At 72.6% G+C, this 24,870-nt stretch carries 21 protein-coding genes; all 21 read right to left on the minus strand.

The window, feature by feature from the left end:
* Window positions 1-44: 44 nt before the first annotated feature.
* Window positions 45-3,608 carry a DNA polymerase III subunit alpha gene (gene dnaE / locus Bequi_RS01300; protein WP_249736197.1) on the minus strand — a complete coding sequence of 1,188 codons (3,564 nt, stop codon included), beginning with the start codon at window positions 3,606-3,608 and terminating at the stop codon, window positions 45-47.
* Window positions 3,609-3,703: 95 nt separating this feature from the next.
* A complete protein-coding gene (locus Bequi_RS01305; RefSeq protein WP_249736198.1) occupies window positions 3,704-4,426 on the minus strand; it encodes a hypothetical protein in 723 nt (240 codons plus the stop codon).
* Window positions 4,426-5,352: an RluA family pseudouridine synthase gene (locus Bequi_RS01310; RefSeq protein ID WP_249736199.1), complete on the minus strand. Its 927-nt coding sequence runs from the start codon at window positions 5,350-5,352 to the stop codon at window positions 4,426-4,428. Before Bequi_RS01310 ends, Bequi_RS01305 begins: the two co-directional genes overlap by 1 nt.
* Window positions 5,349-5,873: a signal peptidase II gene (gene lspA / locus Bequi_RS01315; protein ID WP_249736200.1), complete on the minus strand. Its 525-nt coding sequence runs from the start codon at window positions 5,871-5,873 to the stop codon at window positions 5,349-5,351. The genes Bequi_RS01310 and lspA overlap by 4 nt, the downstream gene beginning before the upstream one ends.
* A 74-nt stretch (window positions 5,874-5,947) precedes the next feature.
* A complete protein-coding gene (locus Bequi_RS01320; RefSeq protein ID WP_249736201.1) occupies window positions 5,948-6,604 on the minus strand; it encodes a DivIVA domain-containing protein in 657 nt (218 codons plus the stop codon).
* Window positions 6,605-6,798: 194 nt separating this feature from the next.
* Complete coding sequence (locus Bequi_RS01325; protein ID WP_249736202.1) at window positions 6,799-7,089, minus strand: YggT family protein; 291 nt, start codon at window positions 7,087-7,089, stop codon at window positions 6,799-6,801.
* Between the two features lie 5 nt (window positions 7,090-7,094).
* Entirely contained in the window at window positions 7,095-7,583 is a 489-nt protein-coding gene (locus Bequi_RS01330; RefSeq protein ID WP_249736203.1) for a cell division protein SepF, read from the minus strand.
* A gap of 161 nt (window positions 7,584-7,744) precedes the next feature.
* Window positions 7,745-8,500: a peptidoglycan editing factor PgeF gene (gene pgeF, locus Bequi_RS01335; RefSeq protein WP_249736204.1), complete on the minus strand. Its 756-nt coding sequence runs from the start codon at window positions 8,498-8,500 to the stop codon at window positions 7,745-7,747.
* Between the two features lie 10 nt (window positions 8,501-8,510).
* On the minus strand, window positions 8,511-9,860 hold the full coding sequence (gene ftsZ, locus Bequi_RS01340; RefSeq protein ID WP_249736748.1) for a cell division protein FtsZ: 1,350 nt from the start codon (window positions 9,858-9,860) through the stop codon (window positions 8,511-8,513).
* A 250-nt stretch (window positions 9,861-10,110) separates the two neighbouring features.
* Window positions 10,111-11,046, minus strand: a complete 936-nt coding sequence (locus Bequi_RS01345; RefSeq protein WP_249736205.1) for a cell division protein FtsQ/DivIB — start codon at window positions 11,044-11,046, stop codon at window positions 10,111-10,113.
* Window positions 11,046-12,557: a UDP-N-acetylmuramate--L-alanine ligase gene (murC, locus tag Bequi_RS01350; protein ID WP_249736206.1), complete on the minus strand. Its 1,512-nt coding sequence runs from the start codon at window positions 12,555-12,557 to the stop codon at window positions 11,046-11,048. Before murC ends, Bequi_RS01345 begins: the two co-directional genes overlap by 1 nt.
* A 36-nt stretch (window positions 12,558-12,593) precedes the next feature.
* On the minus strand, window positions 12,594-13,709 hold the full coding sequence (murG, locus tag Bequi_RS01355; RefSeq protein ID WP_249736207.1) for an undecaprenyldiphospho-muramoylpentapeptide beta-N-acetylglucosaminyltransferase: 1,116 nt from the start codon (window positions 13,707-13,709) through the stop codon (window positions 12,594-12,596).
* Entirely contained in the window at window positions 13,709-15,061 is a 1,353-nt protein-coding gene (locus Bequi_RS01360) for an FtsW/RodA/SpoVE family cell cycle protein (protein WP_249736208.1), read from the minus strand. The genes murG and Bequi_RS01360 overlap by 1 nt, the downstream gene beginning before the upstream one ends.
* Window positions 15,058-16,572 carry a UDP-N-acetylmuramoyl-L-alanine--D-glutamate ligase gene (gene murD / locus Bequi_RS01365; RefSeq protein ID WP_249736209.1) on the minus strand — a complete coding sequence of 505 codons (1,515 nt, stop codon included), beginning with the start codon at window positions 16,570-16,572 and terminating at the stop codon, window positions 15,058-15,060. Before murD ends, Bequi_RS01360 begins: the two co-directional genes overlap by 4 nt.
* Entirely contained in the window at window positions 16,569-17,669 is a 1,101-nt protein-coding gene (mraY, locus tag Bequi_RS01370; protein ID WP_249736210.1) for a phospho-N-acetylmuramoyl-pentapeptide-transferase, read from the minus strand. Before mraY ends, murD begins: the two co-directional genes overlap by 4 nt.
* Complete coding sequence (locus Bequi_RS01375) at window positions 17,666-19,186, minus strand: UDP-N-acetylmuramoyl-tripeptide--D-alanyl-D-alanine ligase (protein ID WP_249736211.1); 1,521 nt, start codon at window positions 19,184-19,186, stop codon at window positions 17,666-17,668. Before Bequi_RS01375 ends, mraY begins: the two co-directional genes overlap by 4 nt.
* Window positions 19,187-20,737 (minus strand): UDP-N-acetylmuramoyl-L-alanyl-D-glutamate--2,6-diaminopimelate ligase, encoded by a 1,551-nt coding sequence (locus Bequi_RS01380; RefSeq protein ID WP_249736212.1) that lies wholly within the window; start codon window positions 20,735-20,737, stop codon window positions 19,187-19,189.
* Window positions 20,734-22,674 (minus strand): peptidoglycan D,D-transpeptidase FtsI family protein, encoded by a 1,941-nt coding sequence (locus Bequi_RS01385; protein ID WP_249736213.1) that lies wholly within the window; start codon window positions 22,672-22,674, stop codon window positions 20,734-20,736. The genes Bequi_RS01380 and Bequi_RS01385 overlap by 4 nt, the downstream gene beginning before the upstream one ends.
* Before the next feature lie 2 nt (window positions 22,675-22,676).
* Window positions 22,677-23,174 carry a cell division protein FtsL gene (ftsL, locus tag Bequi_RS01390; RefSeq protein WP_249736214.1) on the minus strand — a complete coding sequence of 166 codons (498 nt, stop codon included), beginning with the start codon at window positions 23,172-23,174 and terminating at the stop codon, window positions 22,677-22,679.
* Window positions 23,175-23,239: 65 nt separating this feature from the next.
* Window positions 23,240-24,271 (minus strand): 16S rRNA (cytosine(1402)-N(4))-methyltransferase RsmH, encoded by a 1,032-nt coding sequence (rsmH, locus tag Bequi_RS01395; RefSeq protein WP_430623089.1) that lies wholly within the window; start codon window positions 24,269-24,271, stop codon window positions 23,240-23,242.
* 163 nt (window positions 24,272-24,434) lie between these two features.
* Entirely contained in the window at window positions 24,435-24,866 is a 432-nt protein-coding gene (mraZ, locus tag Bequi_RS01400; RefSeq protein ID WP_249736215.1) for a division/cell wall cluster transcriptional repressor MraZ, read from the minus strand.
* Between the last annotated feature and the right edge of the window lie 4 nt (window positions 24,867-24,870).

Genomic DNA, 24,870 nt, shown 5'->3' on the forward strand with positions numbered 1-24,870 from the left:
CGGCCCCCCTCCCCCGTGCCGCCCCGCTATCGACCCGCCCCGCCTCACTGCAGGCAGGACGGGCCCAGCAGCGCCTTCAGCGAGGCGTAGAGGGCGGCCGACGGGGTGACTGCGAGGCGCGCGTCGAGCTGCATGAGCGTGGTGCGGCCAGGCTCCTGCAGGCGCAGGCGCACCTCGCTGGGGCCGCGGTTGTCCTCCAGCACGCCGCGCAGATCCTCGGCGACCCGCTGGGAGAACCGCACGGCCGGCACGGAGATGACGACCGGTCCGTCGGAGCCGCCGGAGGTGACGTCCGGCAGGCTCACCTCCATCACGCGCAGCTCGGGCATCCCCTTGGAGGTGTCCAGCCGTCCCTTCATCGAGACCACGATGTCCTCGGCGAGCTCAGTGGAGACCGTCTGGTAGGTCGTGGGGAACAGCAGGCAGTCGATGGATCCCTCGAGATCCTCGACCGTCGCGATCGCCCACATGTCGCCCTTCTTCGTGGTCTTGCGCTGGAGGGAGGTGATGAGACCGGCGATCTTCACCATCGCGCCGTCCTCGACGGCGCCCTCGTCGGCCAGGGAGGAGATGGGGCGGTCCGAGTGGTTGCCGATGACGTGCTCGAGCCCGCGCAGCGGGTGGTCCGAGACGTACAGGCCGAGCATCGTGCGCTCGAAGCCGAGCTTCTCCTTGCGGTCCCACTCTGGCAGGTCCGGGATCGTGATCGTCGCCGAGGAGCCCGAGGCGACGTCGCCGTCCTCTCCCCCGCCGAAGAGGTCGGAGCCGAACAGGTCGTACTGGCCCTGGGCCTCCTTGCGCTTGACGTCCACGACGGCGTCGACCGCATCCTCGTGGACCAGCATGAGCGAGCGGCGGTTGGCGCCGATCGAGTCGAACGCCCCGCCCTTGATGAGCGACTCGATCGTGCGCTTGTTGCACACCGCGAGCGGCACCTTGTCCAGGAAGTCCGTGAAGGAGGTGAACGCGCCCTTCTCCTCGCGCGCCTCGAGGATCGCCTCGACCACGTTCGCGCCGACGTTGCGGATCGCCGAGAGCCCGAAGCGGATGTCCTCGCCGACGGCGGAGAAGTACATGCCGGACTCGTTCACATCCGGCGGGAGCACGGTGATGCCGCGATGGCGGCAGTCGCCGAGGTAGAGGCCCAGGCGGTCGCGATTCTCCTGGGTGGAGGTGAGCAGCGCCGCCATGTACTCGGTGGGGAAGTTCGCCTTGAGGTACCCGGTCCAGTAGGAGACCACGCCGTAGGCCGCGGAGTGCGACTTGTTGAAGGCGTAGTCGGCGAACGGCAGCAGGGTGTCCCACAGCGCCTTCACCGCAGCGTCGGAGAACCCGCGCTCCTTCATGCCTCCGGAGAAGGACTGGTACTGCTTGTCCAGCTCCGCCTTCTTCTTCTTGCCCATCGCGCGGCGCAGGATGTCGGCCTCGCCGAGGCTGTAGCCGGCGACCTTCTGCGCGATCTGCATGACCTGCTCCTGATACACGATCAGGCCGTAGGTCTCGCCGAGGATCTCGGCGAGGGGCTCCTCGAGCTCCGGGTGGATGGGGGTGATGGGCTGGAGGTCGTTCTTGCGCAACGCGTAGTTCGTATGCGAGTTCATGCCCATGGGACCGGGGCGGTACAGCGCCGAGACTGCCGAGATGTCGCCGAACTTGTCGGGCTTCATCTGGCGCAGCAGCGTGCGCATGCCGGAGCCGTCCAGCTGGAACACGCCGAGGGTGTCGCCGCGGCCTAGCAGCTCGTAGGTCGCCGGATCCTCGAACCCCATGGTCTCGAGGTCCGGGGCCTCCTTGCCGTTGGTCTCGATGTTCGCGAGCGCATCGGAGATCACGGTGAGGTTGCGCAGACCCAGGAAGTCCATCTTCAGCAGGCCCAGGGTCTCGCAGGTCGGGTAGTCGAGCTGCGTGATGATCTGCCCGTCCGCGGGGCGGCGCATCATCGGGATGATGTCCACCAGCGGCGCGCTGGACATGATGACCGCGCAGGCGTGCACGCCCCAGCCGCGGGTGAGGCCCTCGACTCCGGAGGCGATCTCGTAGACCTTCTGCACGTCGGGGTTCTCGTCGTGCAGGCGACGGAACTCCCCCGCCTCCGCATAGCGCTTGTCGGTCGGGTCGAAGATGCCCGTCAGCGAGATGTCCTTGCCCATCACGGCCGGCGGCAGCGCCTTAGTGAGGGTGTCGCCCATCGCGTAGGGGTAGCCGAGCACGCGGGCGGCGTCCTTGAGCGAGTTCTTCGTCTTCATCACGCCGTAGGTGATGACCTGGGCGACGCGGTCGTCGCCGTACTTCCGGGTGACGTACTCGAGCACCTCTCCGCGGCGGCGATCATCGAAGTCGACGTCGAAGTCGGGCATCGAGACGCGATCGGGGTTCAGGAAGCGCTCGAACAGCAGTCCGTGCTCGAGGGGGTCGAGGTCGGTGATCCGCATGGCGTAGGCGACCATCGAGCCGGCGCCCGAGCCTCGGCCGGGGCCCACGCGGATGCCCTGCTCCTTGGCCCACTTGATGAAGTCGGAGACGACGAGGAAGTAGCCGGGGAACCCCATCTGGGTGATGATCCCGACCTCGAAGTCCGCGCGGGCGCGCACATCGTCGGGAATTCCCGCCGGGTAGCGGTACTCGAGGCCACGCTCGACCTCCTTGATGAACCAGGAGTTCTCGTCCTCCCCGGGCGGGGTGGGGAAGACGGGCATGAAGTTCGCGCCCTCGTCGGTGGTCGTGAACGCGACATCGCACATCTCCGCGACCAGCACCGTGTTGTCGCACGCCTCGGGCAGCTCGCGGAACAGCTCGCGCATCTGCCGGGCCGACTTCAGGTAGTAGCCCGAGCCGTCGAACTTGAAGCGGCCGGGGGTGTCGAAGGTCGATCCGGAGTTGATGCACAGCAGCGCATCCTGGATCTTCGCGTCCTCCTCGGTGACGTAGTGGAGGTCGTTCGTGGCCAGCAGCGGGGCGCCGATGGTCTTCGAGAGCTTGATGAGGTCGCTGGTCACCCGGGTCTCGAGGTCCAGTCCGTGGTCCATCAGCTCGACGAAGTAGTTCTCCTTGCCGAAGAGATCCTGGTACTCCCCCGCCGCGCGCACCGCCTCGTCCCACTGGCCGAGCCGGATGCGGGTCTGGATCTCCCCCGAGGGGCAGCCGGTCGAGGCGATCAGGCCCTTCGAGTAGCTCTGCAGGATCTCGCGGTCCATGCGGGGCCACTTGCCCATCTGGCCGTCGAGCGACGCGGCAGAGCCCAGTCGGAAGAGGTTGTGCATGCCCTCCGTGGTGCGGGAGAGCAGGGTGAGGTGGGTGTAGGCGCCGCGCGCGGAGACGTCGTCGCCCGCGTCCTGCTGCGCCTTCGTGCCCCACTGCACGCGGGTGCGGTCGTGGCGGCTGGTCCCCGGGGTCACGTAGGCCTCGATGCCGATGATCGGCTTCACCCCGGCGGCCTTCGCCGTGCGGTAGAACTCGTAGGCCCCGAACAGGTACCCGTGGTCGGTGATCGCGATGGCCTTCTGCTCCTGGCGGACCACCTCGTCCACCAGCTTCGAGATCTTCGCGGCGCCGTCCAGCAGGGAGTAATCGGTGTGGACGTGGAGGTGCACGAAGTCATCGGATGCCATGGATCAAGGGTAGTCGGGCCCTGTGACGAGCGGGCCTCTCAGACTCGCCCCGGCGCCGTCGCGAGGGTCACCGCGGAGACGGGAATGCGGACGCTCTAGCCGCGTGCCGAGCCCGGGTCCTCTTCTGCCTCGTGCTCCCGGAGGGTCTCGGTGAGCAGGGAGTCGACATACTCCCCCGCCTGCTCGAAGCTGAGGGCGCGGCCGTCGGCGCGCGGAGGCATGCCCTCGACGAAGGCCCCGCCGTGCCAGGCCATCGACTCATCCGGCAGGCGCGGATCCGCATCGCGCCACAGGTCCACGGGTACGCCGTGCGCGGCGAGATCCCGCGCGAGGGCGTCGGCATCAGCGGCGCTCCCGGCGCGGGAGAGGATCGCGACCAGCAGAGACTGGGCCGACCACGCCTCCGCATCGTCCCGCCCGGGCTGCGCGTGCTCGGCGACGAGCGCCGCGAAGCTCGCCGCGAGGGAGAGGTCGCCGTCCTCGAAGTGGTCCTTCGCCACGCGGAGTGCGAGCTGCGGGATCAGCTCGGGGGCCTCCCACAGCACGCTCGCGCCGATCAGGCTCATGCCGACGCCGGTGGGGAAATCCGGGTGCGCCGCCACCGGGCTCGAGGGCGCGCGGCCGGCGCGGCGATCATCGTCGGCCGCGATGTAGGCGCGCGCCGCGGCGAGGACCGCATCGCGCGCGGACACGTCATCGCGCAGTGCGACAGCGGCCTCCGCGGGGGCGAGGCCGAGCAGCCCCGACACCCGCTCCCAGGGGAATGCGGCGCGCTGGAGCGCCCGCTCCCGGGCCGCGCCGCTGTTCTCCTTCGACATCAGCCCTCGCGCAGGATCTCGAGCGCGCGCTGGAGATCGGCCGGGTACTGCGAGGTGAACGTGACCTGCTCGCCGCTGACCGGGTGCACGAAGGACAGCTCGACGGCGTGCAGCCACTGGCGCACGAGTCCCAGTCGCTTCGCGAACGTCGGATCCGAGCCGTAGAGCGGATCGCCCACCAGCGGGTGGCGCATGGCGGAGAAGTGCACGCGGATCTGGTGGGTGCGGCCGGTCTCCAGGTGCACCTCGTTCAGCGAGGCGCCCGGCAGCTCCTCGATCACCTCGTAGTGGGTGACCGATGCCTTCCCCGAGCTCAGCACCGCGAACTTGTAGTCGTGCTTCGGGGAACGGCCGATGGGCGCGTCGATCGTGCCCTGCGGCGGGACGGGCACCCCCTGGCAGAGCGCATGGTAGGTCTTCGAGACGGTGCGGGCGCGGAACGCGTCCTTCAGCACCGTGTACGCGCGCTCGGTGCGCGCCACGACCATCAGCCCGCTGGTGCCGACGTCGAGACGCTGCACGATGCCGCGGCGCTCCGGATCCCCGGAGGTCATGATGCTGACGCCCGCGCCGGCGAGGTGCCCGAGGACCGTCGGCCCGGACCAGCCGGCCGCCGGATGGGCGGCGACGCCGACGGGCTTCTCGATCACGACGATGTCGTCGTCCTGGAAGACGAGGTGCATGCCCTCGACGATGCTGGGGCGCACCTGCACGGGCGGCTTCTCCTCGGGGATCTGCACGCGCAGCAGCGAACCGGGCTCGAGCCGCGCGGAGCGCGCCGGCTCCGCGCCGTCGACATGCACGGCGCCGCTGCTGACGAGCTCCGCGGCGCGGGTGCGGGAGAAGCCCAGCAGTCGCGCGAGACCGACGTCCACCCGCTCACCGGCGAGGCCCTCGGGCACCGGGAGGATGCGCTCGGTGCTCATCGGCGCTCCCCCGCGGGAGTCTCCCGTGCGGGCTCGTCGGGCGCGGGCGCCGTCGGCAGTCCGAGGATGCTCAGCAGCACCAGCAGGATCGCGCCGGAGACCACGCCCATATCGGCCACGTTGAACACGGGCCAGTGGGGCAGCACGAGGAAGTCCACCACCCAGCCGCGGAACGGACCGGGGGCGCGCAGCAGGCGGTCGTGGATGTTGCCGAGCGCGCCGCCGAGGATGAGCCCCAGGGTCACCGCGTACCACGGGGAGCGCACAGCGCGGATCGCGAATACGACCACTCCCGCGGCGATCGCCAGCTGCAGGATCGTGACCACCGGGGTGATGCCGGAGCCCATGCCCCAGGCCGCCCCCGAGTTGTACAGCAGGCGCAGCTGCAGCAGCTCGCCGAGCAGCGGCCGAGCGGAGTCGGTCTCGAGGTTCGCCTCTGCCCAGTGCTTGGTGACCTGGTCGAGCACGAACAGCACGGCGGCGATCGCGACCACCAGCACCAGCGCGGCGGAACGGGTCATCGCGCGGGGGGCCGACGAACGGCGACCGCCCGGCGCGGTGCGCCCGGCGGTCGCCGTCGTGGTGGAGCTGTGACTCACAGGCCGAAGGAGGTCTGCTTGTCCTGCGTGTCGGTGGTGTCCAGATCGCGCAGCTGGTTCTCCAGGTAGTTGCGCAGACGGTTGCGGTAGTCGCGCTCGAAGGTGCGCAGACCCTCGATCGTCTTCTCCAGCTCGCTCTTCTTGACCTCGAGGGCCTCGAGGGTCGTGCGGGACTTCTCCTCGGCCTCGCCGACGATGCGACGGTGCTCGGAGTTGGCGTCCGCGATGAGGCGGTCGCGCTCGTCCTCGCCGTTCTTGACGTACTCGTCGTGCAGACGATTCGCCAGGGCGATGATGCCGGCGGCCGACTGGTCGGCGCTCTCGGCGGTGGGAGCCGCGGCGGCCGGGGCGGCGACGACGCCGTGGACCTGCGTGGCCTCCTCGACGTCCTGCGCGGGCTCGGTCTCCTCGTAGGCGGCAGCGGCGTCCTCACGCACGGGCTGCACCTCGCGGGGAGTGGACTCCAGCTCCGCGATGCGGTTGTGGGCCTCGTCCAGCTCGCGGGTCAGGCGGGCGTTCTCGTCGAGGAGCTCCTGCAGGCGCGGCAGGACCTCGAGGTCGAGGAAGTTGTCCACCTCGTCCATGTCGTAGCCCTCGGAGAACCGCACCGGGGTGAACCGCTTGTTATCCAGGTCTTCCGGCATCAGAGCCATGGGTCACCTTCTCGTCAATCTCGTAGTCCGTCGCGCCGGAGTGGGCGCATCTGCTGACAGGGTAGCGGATGCACCTGCGCCGCGCCCCCGGAGGGCCCGCGAGCGGGCCCCGCAGGGCCGCGCCGCGTCTCGCAGATCACATCCCCGCCGCAGTCCGCGGGACCGCTCCCACCCGGAGCGGAGCGTGGGGGCGTTCAGATCGCGAAGCGCGCCAGCACGGAGAGCACGAGGGAGCACGCCAGCAGCAGCACCATCAGCGAGAGATCCAGTGCCACCGCTCCCAGCCGGACCGGGGGGATGAGGCGGCGCAGCAGCTTCACCGGCGGGTCGGTCAGCGTGAACACGGTCTCGAACAGCACGAGCACGGCGCCGCGGGGCCGGTAGTCGCGGGCGTAGCCGCGGATCCAGTCGATGACCAGCCGTGCCAGCAGCAGGAGCGAGTAGAGCAGCAGTCCGAGGTAGAGGACGGACGCCAGGATCTCCACGCCGCTCAGCTCTGGTTGTAGAAGGTGCCCTCGTCAGTGGAGGCGTCGCCGTCCACCTGCACGAACTCGGGCGAGAGCAGGAAGACCTTCGAGGTGATCCGCTCGATGGAGCCGCGAAGGCCGAACACCAGGCCAGCGGAGAAGTCGACCATGCGCTTCGCGTCGCCGTCCTGCATGTCGGACAGGTTCATGATCACGGGGACCCCGTCGCGGAACGACTCGCCGATGGCCTTGGCGTCGTTGTACGAGCGCGGGTGGATCGTGGTGATGCGCTGCATGGAGTCCTCCGCGGAATGCTGCTGGACCGACAGCACGTGACCGCGCTGGCGGATCGGGGTGACCTGGGCCTCGCGCTCGGCGGGGCTCTCGACGACGCGGTCGGCGCGACGGGCGACGGGCGCCTCCTCGCGGCGCGGGGCCTCGTCCTCGTAGTAGTCCTCGTCGACCTCGTTCGCCAGGCCGAGAGCGACCATCGCGTTGTGCCAGGCTCCCATGGATGCTCTCCCGATGCTCAGATGTGGTGGCTGTGATGCGTGCAGGGCGGGCGCTCCGACGGCACGGCTGTGCGCAGGGGCCCTGAGGCGAAACTACCCGAGGCGCGAAGCCCGCGCAGGGAGGCCGCCGGTGTGTCGGCGCGTCGTCGGCGCGCCCTGCGTCACGTCCCGGCGCGACGGATCGCGCCGACGAAGCGGCCGGTGCGGGCAGAGCGCCGGTAGGAGAACCAGCGCTCGTCCTCCAGCGTGCACGGGGCTCCCGCGTCGATCCGCTCCGGGGCGAGGCCCGCGCGCACCAGCGCCGCGGCCGCCCCGGCGGGCAGGTCGAGAGCGGGAGTCCCGGATCGCGTGGTCGAGCGCGCAGCCGGGAGAGCCGCGACGGCCTCCTCCTGCATGGCCTCCGGCACCTCGTAGCAGCGGCCGCAGACGGCAGGGCCGATCGCGGCCTCGGTGCGCGCGGGATCGGCGCCGAGCGCAGCCATCGCCGCCGCCGTCGCCTCCAGGACGCCCCCGAGGAGCCCGCGGCGACCCGCGTGGGCCGCTCCGATCACTCCGGCGACCGGATCGCTCAGCAGCACGGGCACGCAGTCGGCGACCATGATTGCGAGGGCGATGTCCGTGCGGTCGGTGACCAGGGCGTCGGCCGTCGCGATCGACGACTCCTCGCCGCGCGCGCCGCCGGAGCGCAGCACGAGGACGTCCGCCGAGTGCACCTGCTCCACGAACACCAGCGGCAGGCCGATCTCGCGCGCGAGCAGCGCGCGATTGGCCTCGACCGCCTCCGGGTCGTCCCCGACGTGGCGGGCGAGGTTCAGGGAGTCGAAGGGAGCGGCGGAGACCCCGCCCGCGCGCCCCGTGAACAGGGCACGGGCCCCGCGCAGCCGCGGGGCCCGTGCCGAGATCGGTGACTGCGTCACAGCTGCGCCATCACTTCAGGAACGAGGGCAGATCCAGATCGTCGTCATCGGCGGGCGGCTCCTCGATGCGCGGCGGGCGCACCGGCTCGGCCTCCTGGCGGGGCACCGCCACGGGGCGGTACTGCGCGGCCGACTCGCCCGAGTCCTCGACGTCGGCGGGATCCATGACCTCCGTCCCCGGCTCCGCGCCCTGACCGGTCGAGGGCTCGAAGGTCTGCTGGGGAACGCCCCAGCCGCCCGCAGCGGGGGTCCGGTCGGAGACGGCCGAGGGGCGCGCCGCGGCCTCCGGACGGGCGGGACGGAACGCGCGCGAAGCGGACTCGGTGCGGCCGCCTACCTCCGAGCGGGGGGCGCTCTCGACGCGCGCCGCAGGACGCGCGGCGACCTTCGGCGCCTCCTGGCGCGGCGTGGGGCCGCCGCCCTCGAAGCCCGCGGCGATGACGGTCACGCGCACCTCGTCGCCGAGCGCGTCGTCGATGATGGCGCCGAAGATGAGGTTCGCATCGGGGTGCGCGGCCTCCTGGACCAGTCGGGCCGCCTCGGAGACCTCGTACAGGCCCAGGTCGCTGCCGCCCTGGATCGAGAGCAGCACGCCGAAGGCGCCGTCGATCGAGGCCTCGAGCAGCGGGCTGGAGACGGCGAGCTCCGCCGCCTGCAGCGCGCGGTCGTCCCCGCGGGAGGAGCCGATGCCCATGAGCGCGGAGCCCGCGCCCTGCATCACGGACTTCACGTCGGCGAAGTCGAGGTTGATCAGGCCCGGGGTGGTGATGAGGTCAGTGATGCCCTGGACGCCCGAGAGCAGCACCTGGTCGGCGCTCTTGAAGGCGTCGAGCATGGAGACCTGCTTGTCGGCGATCGAGAGCAGGCGATCGTTGGGGATCACGATGAGGGTGTCGACCTCGGACTGCAGCGCCTCGATGCCGGAGTCGGCCTGGCCGGAGCGGCGGCGTCCCTCGAAGGTGAACGGGCGGGTGACCACACCGATGGTCAGCGCGCCGAGGCTGCGGGCGATCTTCGCGACGACGGGAGCGCCGCCGGTGCCGGTGCCGCCGCCCTCGCCCGCGGTCACGAAGACCATGTCGGCGCCCCGCAGGACCTCCTCGATCTCCTCGGCGTGATCCTCGGCGGCCTTCCGGCCCACCTCGGGATCGGCGCCGGCGCCGAGGCCGCGGGTGAGCTCCTTGCCGACGTCGAGCTTGACGTCGGCGTCCGACATCAGGAGCGCCTGGGCATCGGTGTTGATCGCGATGAACTCGACGCCCTTGAGCCCGGATTCGATCATGCGGTTCACGGCGTTCACGCCGCCGCCGCCGACGCCGACGACCTTGATCACTGCGAGGTAGTTCTGGGATCCGGCCACGTTGAGGTCCTTGCTCTTGTTGTCTTCGTCCTGGTGAGAGAGGGGATGCGCCCGCAGGCCCCAACCCTCGACCTCAAGTCGAAGGTTGGACTTCATGGTCCTCGTCCCTTCCTTCGACGCTAGGGAAGCGGGACCGCGGGTGCAACGACCTCGAGGGCGTGTCGCGCGCGTGTCGCGGGCGCGCCGGGGCGCGTCCTCGCCCGGCGGCGCGCAGCCGAGCTCGGCGGGCTCCCCCGGGCCCGTGCAGCCCTCAGCGGGTGACCGGAGCGATCGGGGAGGTGACGTCGATGGTGGTGCCGGGCTGGCCCAGCAGCGCCCGCGCGACGTTCGCCTTCAGCTCGCTGTCGCTCGCGTCCCCCCACACCACGGTCCGTGTGCCCTGATCGGTCTGGACGGTGAGCGTGACGTCGGTGCGGGAGCTCGCGGCGATCTGGCCGACCGAGGAGCGGAAGTCCTCGGGCAGCGCCGCGAGGACCTCGAGCATGGAGCTCGTCGCGGCGGCGGGATCGGCGGCGCCGTCGGCGATGGTGAGCGCCGTCAGGTGCCGCGGGGAGCCGTCCGGCGCCTGCGTGGCGCTCGAGGGCAGGACGGTCCCGGTGGCGTCCAGGATGCTGACCGCGCCCGAGGCGTCGGTGAGCTGCGCGAGCGGGGTGCGCTCGGTGACCGCGATCCGGGCTCCGTCCGGCCACTGCCGGGTGACCTCGGCCGAGGCGACCCCGGGGACGCCCTCGACCTCGCGGGCGATGCGCCCGGCGGGCAGCAGCAGCACGCTGGAGCCGGTCTCGCCGGCGGCGGCCTCGCGCACCTCGTCGGCGGAGACGTAGGTGGTGCCCACCACGTCGACGCGCTGCACCTGGAGCTGCGGCAGGCTCACCGCAGTGATGAGCAGCGCGACCAGGAGCAGGACGGTGCCGGCCCCCCAGGCGATGATTCGGCGGCGGTGGCGCCTCCAGGGCCGGGGGCGCAGCAGCGCGCGGAAGCGATCCGCCGCGTGGACGACGCGGCCGCCCTCTTCTTCGGTCCGGCCCTCCCGCTCCGCCGGGGCCGACGCTGCACGCGCCGAGGCCGCCGTGGACGCGCGCCGGACAGGCGCTCCTGCCGCGGGGGTGCGCGGCCGCGCCGCCGGCCGTGCGGGCGGGACGGGGGCCGAGGCGGCGGGCTTCGGCGGGGCGGGTCGGCGCGCCATCAGCCGCGGGCCGCGTCCTGGAGCGCAGCGAGCACCGAGGGGGTCGTCTCCACGATGTCCCCTGCACCCAGCATCAGCACCACGTCTCCGGGGCGCGCAGCGTCCGCGACGGCCGAGGCGCCGCTCTCGCCCTCGGCGAGCGCGCGCACTCCCTCGGGGGCGAGGGCGGTGATGGTCCGCGCGGTGACGTCGGGGTCGTGGTCCTCGCGCGCGGCGTAGACGGGCATCACCCAGGCGGCGTCGGCTCCGGCGAGCGCGCCGGCGAACTCCGCGGCGAAGGCGCGGGTGCGGGAGAACAGATGGGGCTGGAACACCACGAGCACGCGCCCGCCCGTGCTGCGGACGATGCCGCGCGCCGCCGCGACAGCCGCCTCGACCTCGCGGGGATGGTGGGCGTAGTCGTCGTAGACGGCGATCCCGTTCTCGCTGCCGGCCAGGTCGAAGCGTCGCGAGGCGCCGGTGAAGGGTTCGAGTCCCGCCGCGAGCGCGGGCAGGGCCGCCTCGGGTGCGGCGGCGCGGGCCGCCGCGAGAGCCCCCAGCGCGTTCAGGACGTTGTGGTGGCCGACCACGGAGAGCGAGGTCCGCAGCTCCCCGTGCGGGGTGGCGAGCACGAGCGAGGTGCCGGTGGTGCCCGCGTCCTCCTCGAGCACGCGCCAGTCGGCATCCGGGCCTGTGCCGTAGCGCTGGACTGCGACGCCGCTGCGCTCGGCCATCTCCCCCAGCGCCCGGGCGCCCTTGTCATCGCTGCAGACGATGAGCGTGCCGCCCGCGGGGATCCGGGCGGTGAGCGCCTCGAAGGCGGCGGTCACGTTCTCGGCGGTGCCGTGGAAGTCGAGGTGGTCGGCCTCGAGGTTCGTCACCACCAGGACCTCCGGAGCGAAGGCGAGGAAGGACCCGTCGGACTCGTCGGCCTCCACGACTCCGTATCCGTCCCCTTCCGGTCCGGCCTCGGGTCGGCCCTCGGCGCCGAATCCCGCGTTGCGGCCGAGGTCGGGGACGGCGGCGCCGAGCGCCCAGGCGGGGTCCTCGCCCGCGCCGCGCAGCGCGAGGGTCGCCATGGCCGTGGTGGAGGTCTTCCCGTGGGTGCCCGCGATGGCGATGACCTGGCGCGCGCCCAGCAGCCCGGAGAGGGCGGCGGCGCGGTGGATCACGGGGATGCCGCGCTCGCGGGCGGCGACGACCTCGGGATTGTCGGCGCGCACCGCGGTGGAGACGACCACGAGATCGGTGCCGGGAGCGAGGAGGTCGGCGCTGAAGCCGATGCCGATGCGAGCGCCCTGGGCGCGCAGCGGGCCGATGAACTGGCCGTCCTGCGAGTCCGATCCCGTCACGCTCATCCCCGCCTCGAGCGCGAGCTGCGCCACCGCGGACATCCCGGCGCCGCCGATGCGCACCACGTGGAGGGAGCGGACGAGCCCCTCGGGCCAATCCCGGGAGCTGATCACGGGGCCCGGGTCGAGGATCGTGCGGACCTCGGGCGTGGAAGCGGCGGGGGCGGCGGGCGTGCTCATGCAGGACACGGTAGTCGGCGGCAGGGCCGCTCCCGTTCAGCTCCGCTGCGCGGCGTCGATCACGATCTGCGCGAGCTGCGCCGCGGCATCGGGCACGCCGAAGGCGCGGGAGGCCGTGCTCATCGCGCCGAGGTGCTCCGCGTCCAGCAGGAGGGGCAGCACCGTGCCGGTCATCACGGCGGGCGTGAGCGCGGCATCGTCCACCATCAGCGCTCCCCCGGCGGCCACGACCTCCTCGCCGTTCAGCGCCTGCTCCCCGTTCCCGATGGGCAGGGGCACGAACACGGCGGGCAGCCCGATCGCGGTGAGCTCGCTGACGGTTCCGGCCCCGGACCGGGTGAGCGCGAGGTCGGCGGCCGCGTAGACGTCCTCCATGGCGCCGGCGTACTCGAGCAGGCGGTAGCCGTCCTGGTCGGCGAGGGCGGCGCCGACGGCCGTCTTCCCCTTGCCGGTGATGTGCACGATCTGCGCCCCGGCGGCGAGCATCGCGGGGGCGGCCTCCACCAGCACCTCGTTGAGGTGCTGCGCTCCGAGCGAGCCCCCGGTCGCCAGCAGCACGGGCCGGGCGGGATCGAGTCCGAGCGACGCCACGGCCGCGTCGCGGCGCTCTGCGCGATCGAGACGGGCGATGCCCTCGCGCATGGGCATGCCGATGCGGCGCGCCCCGGGCAGGGGCGTCCCCTCGAACGCCGTGAGCACGGCGTGCGCACCGCGCGCGCCGAGGCGGTTCGCCATCCCGGGCCGCCGGTTCGCCTCGTGCAGCACCCGGGGGATCCGCAGCGAGGCGGCGGCGAGGTAGGCGGGCGGGCAGACGTATCCGCCGAACCCGCACACCGCCTGGATCTCCCGCTCCTTCAGGAGCCGGCGCACCTGGGCGATGGTGGAGGCGAAGCGGCCCGGGAAGCGCACCGCGGCGGCGTTCGGGGAGCGCGGGAAGGGGACCTTCGCGATGGTCACGAGCTCGAAGCCCGCGGCGGGCACGAGATCCGCCTCCAGACCGTCGGCCGTGCCCAGCACCGTGATCTCGGCGCGCGGGTCGAGGGCGCGGATCTGCGCGGCGGTCGCGAGCAGCGGGGAGACGTGCCCGGCGGTGCCTCCTCCGGCGAGGAGGATGCGCGGGGCGATGCGGGAGCGGGCGGCGGCGGTCGTCATCAGCGGGTGCGTCCTCGGGTGGCGGTGCGGGAGCGGCGGGCGGAGCGGGAGCGGCGGCTAGGGCGGTCAGCGGGGCGCGTGCGCTCGTCCCTGCTGGCGGGGACCACGGCCGAGGATCGGCGCACCGCGCCGATGCGGGCGGAGATCGCGTCCTTCGCACCCGGCTCGTGCCGCGCGAAGGAGAGCAGCATGCCCAGCGCCAGCATCGAGGCGACGAGGGAGGAGCCGCCGGCGGAGATGAACGGCAGGGGCACGCCGAGCACGGGCAGGAGCCCGGTCACCACGCTCATGTTCACGAAGGCCTGGCCGAGGAGCCACGCGCCGACGCCGCCGATGGTGATCTGGATGAAGGGGCTCTGGGCGCGCGCGATCATGCGCAGCAGGATGAAGGCGAGCGTCGCGAACAGAGCGACCACGATGAGGGTGCCCAGCAGTCCGAGCTCCTCGCCGATGATCGCGAAGATGTAGTCGTCCTGCGCCGCGGGGAGGCGCCCCCACTTCTGCGCGGACTTGCCGAGCCCGACGCCCCACCAGCCGCCCTCCGCGAGCCCCATCAGGCCCTGATCGGACTGCAGGCACGAATCGCCCTCGCAGGTCCCGGTGAGCCAGTTGTGGATTCGGGCCATGCGGTTCGCGCTCGTCAGCACCATTCCCGCGACGCCCACCAGGCCGAGGGCGCCCGCGAGGGCGAACCAGCGCCGGGGCACCCCGGCGATCCACAGCGATCCGGCCACCAGCATCGCCATCACCATCGCGGTGCCGAGATCGTGGCCCAGCAGCACCAGTCCGAGCGAGACCCCCACCAGCGCCAGCGGCAGGATCAGCGCACGGGGGCGGTGGAGGTTCGGGCGGAGCCGGGTCAGGAGCGCGCCGAGCGCCACGGCGAGCGCGAGCTTCAGCAGCTCGGAGGGCTGCAGCGTCATCCCGGAGATCTTGATCCAGTTGCGGTTGCCGCCGCTGTCGTAGCCGAGAGGCGTGTGCACGAGCACCTGGAGCGCAAGGCCGAGCGCGATGAGCACGGGCGCCGCGCGCTCGTAGAACCGCGGCGGCAGGCTCGCGGCGGCCAGGAGGCCCACCAGCCCGAGCAGTGCGAAGGTGCCCTGGCTCAGGAACCCGCTGAAGGCGGACTGGCCGCGGGCGAGCTCGGTGACCGAGCTGCTGGAGAGCACCATCACCAGGCCGAAGCCGATGAGCAGGGTGCCGACCGCGATCAGCGCGTAGAAGTCCAGCACGGGCGAGCGCATCCAGGTGCCGAGCCCGTCCCCCACCCGCGAGCGGAGGTCGCCCAGCGGGCGCTCCTCGTCGGGTCGCACGACGGCGGGGGCGCGGCGCGGAGTGTCCTGCAGCGTCATCCCTGCTCCTCTTGCGCGGCGGAGGCGAGCGCGCGAGCGGAGGATGCGAACAGCTCGCCGCGCTGGCCGTAGTCGGTGAACTGGTCCATGGAGGCCGCGGCGGGAGCGAGGAGCACGGCGTCCCCGGGGTGCGCGAGCGAGGCGGCCGCGCGGACCGCCGCGTCCATGAGCCGGGCACGGGAGAGGTCGTCGGACGCGTCCTCCGGGGCGATGCGGTGCACCGGGACATCCGGCGCTCCGCGGCGCAGCGCCTCCTGGAAGGGGGCGTCGTCGGCGCCGATGAGGACCACGGCGCGGAGCCGGCCAGCGGCGGCGACGACGAGGGGGTCGAGGTCGGCCCCCTTGGTGAGGCCCCCGGCGATCCAGACGGCGCTGCTCACTCCGGCCAGGGCCGCGCGCGCGGCGTCGGGATTGGTGGCCTTGGAGTCGTCGATGAAGGCGATGCCCCCGTGCTCGGCCACGAGCTCGGAGCGATGGCTGCCCGCACGGTATCCGCGCAGCCCCTCGCGCACGGCGGCGGCGCTCACGCCGTGGGCGCGGGCGAGCGCTGCGGCGGCGAGGGCGTTGAAGACCATGTGGGGCGGGGCGCCGTGAGCCCCGAGGTGGGCGAGGTCCGAGAGCTCGCCGAGCTCGGCGGCCTGGCGGCGCCGGTCCTCGACGAACGCGCGGTCCACGAGCATCCCGTCGACCACGCCGAGCTCGGAGAGTCCCGGGACCCCGAGCGTGATGCCGATGGCGCGCGCGCCCTCGGCGACGTCCGCGTCCTCCACGAGATGCCTGGTGGTCTCGTCGGAGGTCGAGTAGACGCAGGCGATCTGCACGCCCTCGTAGATGCGGCCCTTCGCGCGCGCGTACTCCTCGAGCGAGCCGTGCCAGTCGAGATGGTCCTCGCTGATGTTCAGCACGGCGGCTGATTCGCACAGCAGGTGCTCGGTCCAGTGGAGCTGGAAGCTGGAGAGCTCGACGGCGAGCACGTCGAAGCCCTCGGGGTCCAGGGCCGCCTCGATGACGGGCAGCCCCACGTTCCCGCAGGCGACGGCGCGCAGTCCCTCCGCGCGCAGGATCGACTCGAGCATGGTGACGGCCGTGGTCTTGCCGTTGGTGCCGGTGATGCCGAGCCAGGCGGGGCCGTCGGCGCTCTGCATGCGGCGCGCGAGCTCGATCTCGCTCCACACGGGGATGCCCGCCGCGGCCGCCTGCACGAGGAGGGGCTGGTCCGGCCGCCACCCCGGGGACGTGACGACGAGGTCGACGGGGCGATCCTCGGGCAGCGCCGCCACGTGCTCGGGGCCGAGCCGGACCTCGACGTCGAACACCTCGAGCACGCGCGCGCGGTCGCGGTTGCGCGGCGAATCGGCTCCGTCCAGGACCAGCACGTGCGCGCCGCGCTGCATGGTCTGGTCGGCGACCGCATAGCCGGAGACGCCGAAGCCGAGCACGAGGATCCGCACCCCGGCGACGTCCAGGCCCGGCCAGGGCCGCTCGTGGACCGGCACCGGCGCGCTCGTCATGAGCCGAGCCTCGGCAGGGCGTCGAGGTAGAACAGGCCCAGGCCCGCGGCGCCCAGGATCCCGGCGACGATCCAGAACCGCACCACGATCGTCACCTCGTTCCATCCCTTGAGCTCGAAGTGGTGCTGCAGCGGGGCCATGCGGAACACGCGCTTGCGGGTGAGCTTGAAGCTCGTGACCTGGATGATGACCGACAGGGCGATGATCACGAAGAGGCCGCCGATGATCGCGCCCAGCAGCTGCGTGCGCGAGACGATCGTCAGCCCGGCGAGCGCGCCTCCGAGGGCGAGCGAGCCGGTGTCCCCCATGAAGATCTTCGCGGGCGAGGTGTTCCACCACAGGAAGCCGACGCAGGCGCCGACGAGCGCTGCGGCGATGATCGCGGTGTCCAGCGGATCGCGCGCGGAGTAGCAGTGGGCGGCGTCGAAGTCGGCGCGGCCGCCGGTGCAGGTCTGGCGCCACTGCCAGAAGGAGATCACGAGGTAGGCGCCGCCGAAGATGAGCGTGGCGCCGCTGGCGAGACCGTCGAGGCCGTCGGTGAGGTTGACGCCGTTGGACCATGCGGCGACCAGGAAGTTCGCCCACACGGCGAACAGCACCACGCCCAGCGCGCTGCCGGCGACGGCGAGGTTCAGCCAGGGGATGTCGCGCACGAAGGAGAGGTGCGTGGAGGCGGGGGTGAGGCCCTCGGCGCTGGGGAAGCGCAGCGCGAGCACCGCGAAGATCGTCGCGACGGCGAACTGCCCGAGCAGCTTCTGGTACGGCTTCAGGCCGAGGCTGCGCTGACGGGTGATCTTGATGAAGTCGTCGAGGAAGCCCACGACCCCGAGGCCGGTCATGAGGAACAGCACCAGCAGCCCTGAGGCGCTCGGCAGCTCGCCCATCACGAGGTGGGCGAAGAAGTAGCCGATGAGGATCGCACCGATGATCGCGACGCCGCCCATCGTGGGGGTCCCGCGCTTGGTGGAGTGCGTGGTGGGGCCGTCGTCGCGCACGAACTGGCCGTAGTTCCGCTTGACGAGGAGCCTGATGTACAGCGGCGTCCCCGCCATGGCGAGGACCAGAGCGGTCGCTCCCGCGATGATGATCGCGATCATGCAGGGTCTCCTGTCGGCGAGGCAGCGGGGCGCTGCCCGCTCTCCGAGTGTGCCATGGACGGCGCGCCCTGCCCGTCATCGGCGCGGCCGAGGAGGGCCGCGGCGAGCGGCTCGGCGAGCGTGCGCAGTCCCGCATCGCGCGAGGACTTCAGCAGCACCGCATCGCCGGGCTCGATGAGCTCGAGGAGCCGGGGCAGGGCGTCCTCGAGGGAGGGGACGTGCTCGGACTCCTCCCCGAAGCTGCCCTCGAGGCAGGCGCCGCGGTGCATCGCGAGCGCCCCGGGGCCGACGGCCACCAGGTGCGAGATGTTCAGGCGCACGGCCAGGCGGCCCGTCTCGTCATGCAGGCGCAGCGAATCGGGGCCCAACTCGAGCATCTCGCCGAGCACCGCGATGGTGCGGCGCGTCTCGCCCAGGTGGGCGAGGGTCTTCAGCGCCTGGCGCATCGAATCGGGGTTCGCGTTGTAGGCGTCGTTGATGATGAGGACGTCCTCGCCCGCATGGATCGTCTCCATGCGCTGCGTGGAGGCGAGGCGCACGCCCGGGAGGATGCGCGCGAGGGCGTCGAGGTCCAGGCCCAGGGCCAGGGCCGCCGTGGCGGCGGCGACCGCGTTGAGCGCCTGGTGCTCTCCGAGGAGGTCCAGCGGGATCTCCCGCTCCCCCGGCTCGACGATGCTCCCGTCGAGGCGCTCGAGGGGGCGGTCGAGAGCGAGGGTGAGGACGGCGCGCGCGTCGCCGTCCAGGCGCACGTCCGCCACGCGCACGTCGGCCTCGCCATGCCCCCAGGTGAGGACCGGGGCGCTCGTGCGCTCGGCCATGCGGGCCACGCGCGCGTCGTCGCCGTTCAGCACAGCGCGGCCTCCGGGCGCGAGGGCCTCGACGATCTCGCCCTTCGCCTGCGCGATCGCCTCGATGCCGCCGAACTCGCCGAGGTGGGCGCTGCCCACGTTGAGCACGAGGGCGACGTCGGGGCGCGCGATGGCGGTGAGGTGCGCGATGTGGCCGATGCCGCGCGCGCCCATCTCGAGCACCAGGAAGCGGGTCGACTCCGTCAAGCCCAGCACGGTCAGCGGCACGCCCAGCTCGTTGTTCAGGCTGCCTGCGGGAGCGATCGTCTCTCCGAGATCCGACAGCAGCGCCCCGAGGAGGTCCTTGGTGCCGGTCTTGCCGGCGCTGCCGGTGATCGCGATGACCTGCAGCCCGGTGCCTGCGCTGCGGGCCTGCTCGAGCTGCGCGGTCGCCAGGGCGCTCAGCGCCGCCTCGACGTCGGGCACCAGGACCGCGGGCTGCTCGACCTCGCGGCTGACGAGGCTGAGCACGGCGCCGGCCGCGTGCGCGCCGGGGACGTGGAGGTGCCCGTCGGTGCTCTCGCCCGTGAAAGCGGCGAACAGGTCTCCGGTGCCGACGAGCCGGGAGTCGATCCGGGCCGCTCCGGTGACCTGCTCCTCGCCGGTGGCGCCGCCGACGAGCCGGCCCCCGGTGATGCGGGCGATCTGGTGGGCTGTGGTGGCGAGCATTCAGCGTCCTTCAGCAGGGTGGGGCGGGAGGGTCGAGTCCGCAGGGGGCGCGACGGCCAGGCGGCGGCGCAGCTCCTCGCGATCGTCGAACGGGAGGACTGTACCGCCGACGTCCTGACCGGTCTCCGCCCCCTTGCCGGCGACGAGGATCGTGTCCGACTCATCCGCGAGGGCGCAGGCGAGCGCGATGGCATCGGACCGGCCGGGGACCTCATGGATCTCCGCTGCGGCGGCCGCGGCATGCGCGCCCTGGAGCACTTCGGCGCGGATCGATGCGGGATCCTCGCTGCGCGGATTGTCATCGGTGACGATGACGACATCCGCGAGCTCGGCCGCGGCACGGCCCATCGCGGGGCGCTTGCTGCGGTCGCGGTCCCCGCCCGCGCCCATCACCACGATGAGCCTGCGCGTGCTGGGGACGGCGCGCAGCGTGGCGAGCGCCTTGCGCAGGGCATCCTCGGTGTGCGAGAAGTCGACGACCCCGAGCACGGGCTCCTGGCTGATCAGCTCCATGCGACCGGGGACGCTGCCCGCGCGGGCGATCGCCGCGCGCGCGGCGGCGCCCTCGTGCCCGATCTGCTCGAGCAGGAGCATCACGGCGACGGCGTTGGCGGCGTAGTGCGTGCCCGGAAGGGGCGCGCGCAGGGAGATCTCCTCGCCGCCGGTGCGGCGCACGCGCAGGTCGGCGCCGAAGCCGTCCGGTGCGATGCGGGTGATGACCGCGTCGGCCTCGCGCGCGGGATCCGTGGTGAAGGTGCGCACGGGGATGCGCGCGCTCTGCGCGAGGCGGCGGCCCCACTCGTCGTCCACGCAGACCACGCCGGCGCGCGCGTGCTCGGGGGCGAACAGGGACGCCTTGGCGGCGAAGTAGTCCTCCATCGTGGGGTGGAAGTCCAGGTGGTCCTGCGAGAGGTTCGTGAAGCACACGGCGTCGAACACGATCGCGTCGGCGCGGTGCAGCACCATCGCGTGGCTCGAGACCTCCATCGCGGCCACTGCAGTGCCCGCGCGGGCCATCTGCGCGAGGATCGCCTGGACGTCAGGGGACTCGGGAGTGGTGCGCACGGTCGCGATCTCGTGGTCGGTGCCGTCAGCGCCGCGGAACACCGTGCCGCTGGTGCCCATCACTCCGGTCGGCACGCCGAGATCCAGCAGCGCGCTGCGCAGCATCGTGGTCACGGACGTCTTTCCGTTCGTCCCCGTGACGCCCACCGTCCGCAGGCGCTCGGCGGGGCGATGGTGGATCAGTGCGGCGGCCTCGGCGCTCGCGCGCCGAGGATCCTCGTGCAGCAGCACGGGCAGCCCGGTATCGGTGCACAGGGACGCCCCGGCGGCGTCCGTGAGAGCGGCTGCCGCGCCGGCCTGCGCGGCCTGCTGCGCGAAGGCCGCGCCGTGGACGCGAGAGCCCGGGAGCGCGCAGTACAGGTCCCCGGGGCCGACGGAGCGCGAGTCGAGGCTCGCTCCCGTCAGCAGCGCGCCGGCGGCGTCTGCGCCGAGGAGCTGCGCGCCGATGCGCGCGGCGAGGTCGGCAGCCTCGATGCCCGCGCTCACCACTCGTTCTCCAGGGTGCGGCCGGGCACGCCGGTGGGGGCGATGCCCTGGGTCTGGAGGGCGTAGCCCATGATCTGCGCGAACGCGGGAGAGGCTGCGGTGTTGCCGGAGACGAACGAGGTCAGCCCGTAGACGAACACGCCCACGATGATCTCCGGGTCGTCCATCGGCGCCATGCCGATGAACGAGGCCGTGTACGTGCCGCCCGCGACCTGTGCGGTGCCGGTCTTCCCGCCGACCGCGTAGCCGGGGATGCCGGCGTTCGCGGTGCCGTCGTCGGGGATGTCGTTGTCCATGAGCGTCATCACCTGAGCGGCGGTCTCCGGATCGGTCGCGCGCACGCCCTCGGCGATCGGAGCCGGGGTGAACACTCCTGCCCCGTCGCGGGTCCCCGCGACGAGCGTGGGGTGCATCCGCACTCCGCCGTTGCCGAAGGCGCCGAGAGCGGAGACCATCTGGAGGGGGGTGACCGCGTAGCCCTGGCCGAAGGAGGTCGTGTAGTTCATGCGGCCGTGCCAGTCCGAGACGGGGTGCAGGATGCCGGCCGACTCGCCCGCGAGCCCCACGCCCGTCGGCTCCCCCAGCCCGAAGGCGCGCAGCGTGTCGTAGCGCTGCTGCGGGGTGACGGTCTGGGCGATCTGCACGGTGCCGGTGTTCGAGCTGTCCTTGAGGATGCCCGCGACCGTGTAGCGCTTGGTCTCGTGCTCGTGGGAGTCGCGGTACGTCTCGCCGTCCACCTCGAGGGTGTACGGGGCGGTGAACTGCGAGGTCGGCGTGATGGTGCCCTGCTCGAGAGCCGTGGTGACCGTGAGGAGCTTGCCGGTCGAGCCGGGCTCGAACACGTTGGAGAGCGACTGGTTGCCCCGGTACTTCTCGTCCGTGGCGCCGGGGTCGTTGGGGTCATAGGTGGGCGTCTCGGCGAGCGCGAGCACCTCGCCGGTCCGGATGTTCAGCGCGACCGCGCTGCCGCCGCTGGCACCGAACTTCCCGACCGTGTCGGCGAGCACCTGCTGCGCCTTCCACTGGAGGTCCGAGTCGAGCGTCAGCACGAGGTCCTGGCCGTCGACGGCGGGCACGATCTGCGTGCGTCCGTTGGGGAGGATCTGGCCGCCGCTGCCGCGCTCGTAGGTGGTCGAGCCGCTGGTACCGCGCAGGCGGTCGTCGAAGCTGAGCTCGGCGCCGCCGAGGGCGGCCCCGTCGGCGCCGACGAATCCGATGACGTTGCCGCCCACCTGGCCGGCCGGGTAGATGCGATCGGCGACCCGATCGGAGCCGATGCCGGGGATCTTCAGCGCGACCACCGCGTCGCGCACCGCGGGCTCGACGTTCTTCAGCAGGTACTGGAAGCCGCTCTCTCCCGTCAGGAGCGCCTGGGTCTCCTCGACCGACTTCCCCAGCAGCGGGGCGAGCGCCTTCGCCGCCGCGGGCGCCCCGGTCTCGGGCGCGTCCTTCTTGCGCTCGAGGTACTCGCCGACCTGGAGCTGGTTGACCCAGAGGTCGTAGCGCTCCACGGAGCGGGCCATGACCGCGCCGTCGCGGTCCACGATGTCTCCCCGCAGCGGCGAGATCGTGCGTTCGACAGTGCGCTGCTTGACGGCCTCCTCGGCGCGGGCGCTCGCATCGAGCCCCTGCACCCACATCAGCCGCCCTCCCAGCACCACGACCGCGAAGATCACGAGCACCGCGAGCAGGCGGAAGCGCACCACCGGGCTGCCGACGCGCGCCGCGGGCACGAGCCCTCCGCGCGCACGAGGCCCTCCTCCCGCGGGGCGCGCGCCGCTGCGGGTGCGAGGGGCGGCGCCCGCCGGGCGCGCTCCGCCGCGGGAGCGGGAGGAGCGGGGCGCGGCGGAGGCGCGCGCCGTGCTGCGGGCGCGGGGAGCGGCGCCGTCGCGCTGTGCGGAGCGGCGCTGCCCGGTGCGGCGAGGCGTCTCGGCCATGCTCAGTCCCTCTCGTTGCCCATGCCGTGGTACTGCTGGTCCTGCTGGTAGATCTGCGCCTGCGGGATCGCTGCCGGAGCGGCCGCGGGCAGCGGAGCCGCCGCGGACGCCTCCCCCAGCACCGTCCCCGTGGACAGATCGATGTAGATCGGCGCGCCCGTCGGCACCATACCGAGCGCCTGCGCGCGCGCCTCGAGCTCCTGCGGGGTGGAGAGCTGGTCCTCGCGCTCCTGGAGCGCCTGCTGCGCCTCGCGCAGATCCTGCGACTGCCCCTGGAGGCGGGTGATCTGGAAGCTCATGTCGGACATCCGGATGTTCAGGAAGAGCACCGAGGCCAGAGTCAGGACCACGATCGCGGTGCACAGCAGGGCGAACGGCATGATGCTGCTGCGCGGGGCCGGCCGGGCGACGACGGCGAGCCGCGGACGCGCAGCTGGTCGCGCGCCCGGTCGGGGGGCGCGGACCGGTGCGGTGCGGGCGGCTGCGGAGCTGATGGCCATGATGTCTTCCAGAGGCGGAGGGGCGGGCGGGGAGGGAGGGGCGCCGGGTCGGCGGAGCCGCGAGGTCAGGCGGTGTCGCGTGCGCGCTCGAGGGCGCGCAGCCGCACCGATGCGGAGCGGGGATTCTGGTCGCGCTCGGCCTCGCCGGCCTTCTCCGCGCCTCGGGTGAGAGCGGTGAAGGTGGGGCGGTGCTCTTCGAGCTCGACCGGGAGGCCGGGCGGGGCGGTCGAGCGCGTGCGACGCCCGAAGGCGGTCTTCACGAGCCGGTCCTCGCCCGAGTGGTAGGACTCCACGACGATCCTGCCGCCCACGCGCACGCAGTCGAGCGCGGAGTCGATCGCATCGGAGAGGATGCTGAGCTCGTCGTTGACGGCGATGCGCAGCGCCTGGAAGCTGCGCTTGGCGGGATGGCCGCCGCTGGCCTTCGAGGCGGCGGGGATCGCGCGATCCAGCAGCTCCACGAGCTCGCCGGAGCGCTCCAGCGGTGCGCTCGCACGCTGCTCCACGATGAGGCGAGCGATGCGACCTGCGAAGCGCTCATCGCCGTAGTGGCGCAGCATGTCCGCGATCTCGTCCTGGGAGAGGTCGCGCAGGAGGTCCGCAGCGGTCGGCCCGCCGGAATCCGGATCCATCCGCATGTCCAGCGGCGCATCCCACGCGTAGGAGAAGCCGCGATCCGGGGTGTCGATCTGGAAGCTCGAGAGGCCCAGATCCATCATGATCGCGTCGGCGCGATCAAGGCCGAGGCCTGCGAGGGCCTCGGGGATGCGGTCGTAGGTCGTGTGCACGAGGTCGATCCGATCGCCGAAGCCCGCCTGCTCCAGGCGGGTGCGGGCGAGCGCGAGGGCCGCCGCGTCGCGGTCGATGCCGACGAGCCTCGCGTGGGGCGCCGCCTCCAGGACGGCGCAGGCGTGGCCGGCCATGCCGAGGGTCGCATCGACGTAGATCGCGCCGGGTCGCTCGAGGGCCGGGCGCAGCAGCTCCACGCACTCGCGGAGCATCACGGGCACGTGACGATCGGCAGCCGGCATCGCGGACGCAGTCCCGGCCGGTGCGGCGGGCGCCTGCGCCGACGGCGCGGGCACCGTGGTGTCCATCCCCATGCTGTCCTGCTTCCTGTGCTGTGCTCGGATGCGCGGGCGGGCTGCGCCGGACGCTGCTCGTGGTGCCATCCCACGGGATACCTCGTCGCTCCCGACCCGCCACCGGGGAAGATGCATCGGGGCGGGGGCGACGAGAGGTCTCGCGGGAGGGAATCCCTCAGAACAGGCCCGGGACCACCGACTCGGCGGTCTGGGCGAAGCCCTCCTCCTTCTGCTCGAGGTAGGCCTCCCACGCGGGGAGGGACCAGACCTCGAGTCGATCGAGTGCGCCGATCACGGCACATTCCCGGTCCAGGCCCGCGTACGAGCGCAGGTGGCCGGGAATGGTGATGCGGCCCTGCTTGTCCGGGATGACGTCCTCCGCACCGGAGAGCAGCACGCGCAGATAGTCGCGAGTGCGCTGATCGGTGGTCGGCGCCCGACGGGCCTCCTCCAGCTTGTGGCGGAACTCAGCGAGCGGATACACCGCGATGCAGTGCTCCTGCCCTCTTGTCATCACCAGGCCGGAGGCGAGGTCGTCCCGGAACTTCGCAGGAAAGATCAGTCGGCCCTTGTCGTCGAGCTTGGGCGTGAAGGTTCCGAGGAACATCCGC

Origin of the sequence: Brachybacterium equifaecis (assembly GCF_023509525.1) — a bacterium.
Lineage (GTDB): Bacteria > Actinomycetota > Actinomycetes > Actinomycetales > Dermabacteraceae > Brachybacterium > Brachybacterium equifaecis.

Coding starts and splice junctions, on each gene's coding strand:
- dnaE (WP_249736197.1), bottom strand. CDS start 3,608: ATGGCATCCGATGACTTCGTGCACCTCCACGTCCACACCGATTACTCC.
- Bequi_RS01345 (WP_249736205.1), bottom strand. CDS start 11,046: ATGGCGCGCCGACCCGCCCCGCCGAAGCCCGCCGCCTCGGCCCCCGTC.
- Bequi_RS01305 (WP_249736198.1), bottom strand. CDS start 4,426: ATGTCGAAGGAGAACAGCGGCGCGGCCCGGGAGCGGGCGCTCCAGCGC.
- murC (WP_249736206.1), bottom strand. CDS start 12,557: ATGAGCACGCCCGCCGCCCCCGCCGCTTCCACGCCCGAGGTCCGCACG.
- Bequi_RS01360 (WP_249736208.1), bottom strand. CDS start 15,061: ATGACGCTGCAGGACACTCCGCGCCGCGCCCCCGCCGTCGTGCGACCC.
- Bequi_RS01375 (WP_249736211.1), bottom strand. CDS start 19,186: ATGCTCGCCACCACAGCCCACCAGATCGCCCGCATCACCGGGGGCCGG.
- ftsL (WP_249736214.1), bottom strand. CDS start 23,174: ATGGCCATCAGCTCCGCAGCCGCCCGCACCGCACCGGTCCGCGCCCCC.
- lspA (WP_249736200.1), bottom strand. CDS start 5,873: ATGACCCGTTCCGCCGCGCTGGTGCTGGTGGTCGCGATCGCCGCCGTG.
- mraY (WP_249736210.1), bottom strand. CDS start 17,669: ATGATCGCGATCATCATCGCGGGAGCGACCGCTCTGGTCCTCGCCATG.
- mraZ (WP_249736215.1), bottom strand. CDS start 24,866: ATGTTCCTCGGAACCTTCACGCCCAAGCTCGACGACAAGGGCCGACTG.
- murD (WP_249736209.1), bottom strand. CDS start 16,572: ATGACGAGCGCGCCGGTGCCGGTCCACGAGCGGCCCTGGCCGGGCCTG.
- rsmH (WP_430623089.1), bottom strand. CDS start 24,271: ATGGACACCACGGTGCCCGCGCCGTCGGCGCAGGCGCCCGCCGCACCG.
- Bequi_RS01385 (WP_249736213.1), bottom strand. CDS start 22,674: ATGGCCGAGACGCCTCGCCGCACCGGGCAGCGCCGCTCCGCACAGCGC.
- Bequi_RS01310 (WP_249736199.1), bottom strand. CDS start 5,352: ATGAGCACCGAGCGCATCCTCCCGGTGCCCGAGGGCCTCGCCGGTGAG.
- murG (WP_249736207.1), bottom strand. CDS start 13,709: ATGACGACCGCCGCCGCCCGCTCCCGCATCGCCCCGCGCATCCTCCTC.
- Bequi_RS01320 (WP_249736201.1), bottom strand. CDS start 6,604: ATGGCTCTGATGCCGGAAGACCTGGATAACAAGCGGTTCACCCCGGTG.
- Bequi_RS01330 (WP_249736203.1), bottom strand. CDS start 7,583: ATGGGAGCCTGGCACAACGCGATGGTCGCTCTCGGCCTGGCGAACGAG.